The 2,768-nt window shown below is 47.1% G+C and carries 5 protein-coding genes; 2 read left to right on the top strand and 3 right to left on the bottom strand.

Going from position 1 to position 2,768, the window contains the following annotated elements; all coding sequences use genetic code 11:
• Together RMO52_RS09205 and thiO are read left to right on the top strand one after the other, a co-directional pair.
• Positions 1-843, top strand: an 843-nt coding sequence (locus RMO52_RS09205; protein WP_310413201.1) for a hypothetical protein, incomplete at its 5' end; no start/stop codon positions are given.
• 79 nt (positions 844-922) lie between these two features.
• Positions 923-1,987, top strand: coding sequence for a glycine oxidase ThiO (gene thiO / locus RMO52_RS09210; protein WP_310413204.1), 1,065 nt, complete (start codon positions 923-925; stop codon positions 1,985-1,987).
• 15 nt (positions 1,988-2,002) lie between these two features.
• Here thiO and RMO52_RS09215 read toward each other — a convergent pair whose 3' ends face one another.
• The 3 genes from RMO52_RS09215 to RMO52_RS09225 all read right to left on the bottom strand — a co-directional run.
• Positions 2,003-2,323, bottom strand: coding sequence for a DUF5615 family PIN-like protein (locus RMO52_RS09215; RefSeq protein ID WP_310413207.1), 321 nt, complete (start codon positions 2,321-2,323; stop codon positions 2,003-2,005).
• 2 nt (positions 2,324-2,325) lie between these two features.
• The gene (locus tag RMO52_RS09220; protein ID WP_309737731.1) at positions 2,326-2,544 is read right to left on the bottom strand and encodes a DUF433 domain-containing protein; all 219 of its coding nucleotides are present in this window, start codon (positions 2,542-2,544) and stop codon (positions 2,326-2,328) included.
• A 21-nt stretch (positions 2,545-2,565) separates the two neighbouring features.
• On the bottom strand, positions 2,566-2,768 hold a 203-nt coding region (locus tag RMO52_RS09225; RefSeq protein ID WP_310413210.1), incomplete at its 5' end, for a hypothetical protein.

Raw genomic sequence — 2,768 nt, forward strand, 5'->3', positions numbered from 1 at the left:
CAACAACCCGATCGTCAAATTCTGATTGTCGGCTCGAATGCTGGTACTCTTGATACACTTTACAGCCTCAATGATTCACCAACCCTGACTGGTTTAGTTGAGAAATTCATCATTCTCTCGCCGAATGCGGCTTTCCCACATCGCATCAGTCGCGAAGTGCCCAGTATCGACTATACGCCAGCCGCCTTAGTCGCCCTCCTAGACACCACCCCCGTTACTGCCAAACAAATCTTTGAAGCGGTGCGGCTAGATGTCGCCGCTGCTAGTGCCCAACAGATTAATATCTCGGATATTCACGGTCAGATCTCCAAAGTGACCATGCAGGCCTTAAATCTACTCGATGCAGGCGAACAACAGCAATTCGTGTCGATTTATGCCGTCGAGATCGGCAAGTTGCAACGACGCGCGGGCGGCGAATATTTAGATGTCGTAGATACGCTTGTTGCCCAAGATAAGTTAACTTTTGTCAAAGGTAAGTTTGTCAAAGCTCTGCCGCTCGCTGCTGGCGGTATAGGCTGTGAATACATCGATAGTGACGATCGCGAGTCCAAAACTTTAGCTACACCACTAGGCGTAATTATCAATTGTGCTGGCTTCCAAGATGTTACCAAATCCTCCTCCATCCTGATCCAAAATCTGCTGCGACGGGGGATTTGTGCGCCTAATGATTCTAATCGAGGATTTGTCATCGACAAAAACTTTGAAGCTAGCAAAAACTGCTATGTGATGGGGCCGTTAGTTGCAGGTAATATCGATGGTAGCTTTAGAATCTGGCACGCTGAGAGTTGTCAGCGGATCGTCGGCTTGTCGCAGCATTTAGCGACGGTACTATGTCTAATTTAAGACTGGGAAAAAAGTAAGTTGCTACCAATGCGATCGAAATCTAAGTTAGACTCGATCGCATTGTCTGTAGATGCGATCGATGTCTTCTGGTAGTGAAATTATCGTCATCGGTGGTGGTGTAATCGGTTTAGCCACTGCCATAGAATTGCGCCTGCTCGGTGCCCAAGTCACGATTTTGAGCAAAGACTTCAAAGCTGCCGCAGGTCATGCCGCAGCGGGCATGTTAGCACCGCAGGCAGAACAAATTGCCCCCGGTACAATGCACGATTTGTGTCTGGATAGTCGCGAGTTATACCCGGAATGGGTGCGAAAAATTGAGGCAATTTCGGGAGTAGATGTGGGTTATTGGCAGTGTGGCATTCTCGCCCCCCGTTATCTGAGCGCATCGGGACAAGACTGGCTGGATACTGACTCGATTCATCAGCAGCAGTCGGGCTTGAGTGAGTCGGTAGTCGGTGGTTATTGGTATCCAGCCGACGGACAAGTAGACAATCGCGCCTTAATTCGATCGCTCTCTAGTGCCAGTCAAGCTCTGGGGATAAACTTGAGAGATAGCGTGGAAGTGACCGCCATCCATCGCAACCAGGGACGAGTGACGCACCTAGAGACAAGTCAAGGCGATCTCACTGCCCAGCATTATATCCTCGCCACAGGTGCCTGGTCGCAACAACTATTACCCATCCCCCTCATCCCGCGCAAAGGGCAAATGTTGTCGGTATTAGTGCCCAACGAGCAACGAGATAATTTACCGCTCCAGCAAGTATTATTCGGCGAAGAAATCTACATCGTGCCGCGTCGTGATGGCAAAATTATTATCGGTGCCACTAGCGAAGATGTCGGCTTTGCGCCATCGAATACGCTCAAAGGCGTCAAACAATTGATGACAAATGCGATGCGGTTATTTCCAACCCTGCAACAGTACCCACTCCTCGAAACTTGGTGGGGTTTTCGTCCAGCGACACCAGATGAATTACCAATCTTAGGCACCAGTACCGAGGCTAATCTCACCCTAGCTACCGGACACTATCGCAATGGGATTTTATTAGCGCCGATTACGGCTAAGTTAATCGCCGATCTAGTCTGGCATCAGCAAGCCGATAATTTACTAGCCGCCTTTAGCTGGCAACGGTTTGACCCCGGTTGATTTTTAAAAACCAAGTTAGATACCAACTAATGTAGCTTGTCCTCTTGGTGCGATATCTAACATTTCTAAAACTTTTGGCACTAAAGGCTTTAAATCTGCCAATCGATTAGACTGTGCTTGTAAAACAATTAGTGACAAATCGAACTGCGACAAGTTGTGTTGAAACGACAAGTTGCGATCCGCTGTCACAAAAATGTCAAAGTCTGCTTCGGCAAGTACCAACAATTCGCGATCCTTAATTCCCGCCCAACCCATCTGCGGTACTGTGTTAATGTCGTAGCCAACAAACTCTTTGGCTAGACGACGATCTACACACTCATCTAACAGGATTTTCATAGCTATGCCGCTATGTTAACAAGTTGTTTTCTGGCTGCTTCTAGTAAACCAATAACCTGTTCTCTAGTCACGGTTGGGAATCCATCTAAAAAATCATCGATCGATTCTCCCGCTTTGAGATAATCGAACAGCGTCTGAACGGGAACTCTAGTATCTGAGAAAACTGGAGTACCGCCCATAATATCGGGCGATGTACTGACAATCGATATTCGATCGGGCATAACTAAATTAATCGTTAACTTCTACATTCTTACTAGTTTATCAACTTCTGCTACCGTGACGATCGAGAACCAGCCTTCGATAAAGGGAGCATCCCACTTTTTATTCGATCGGGACAAGTAAACCTTTTGTACTAGTGGAAGGATTAAGGAATTTACCTCTAGATCGAGCAGATCGAGCATAATGCTGAGATAATTAAAGCGAGTAAATTCAAGGTAATGTGATG

It is taken from the genome of Chamaesiphon sp. OTE_8_metabat_110 (assembly GCF_031382685.1).
In the GTDB taxonomy this organism is placed as follows: Bacteria; Cyanobacteriota; Cyanobacteriia; order Cyanobacteriales; family Chamaesiphonaceae; genus Chamaesiphon.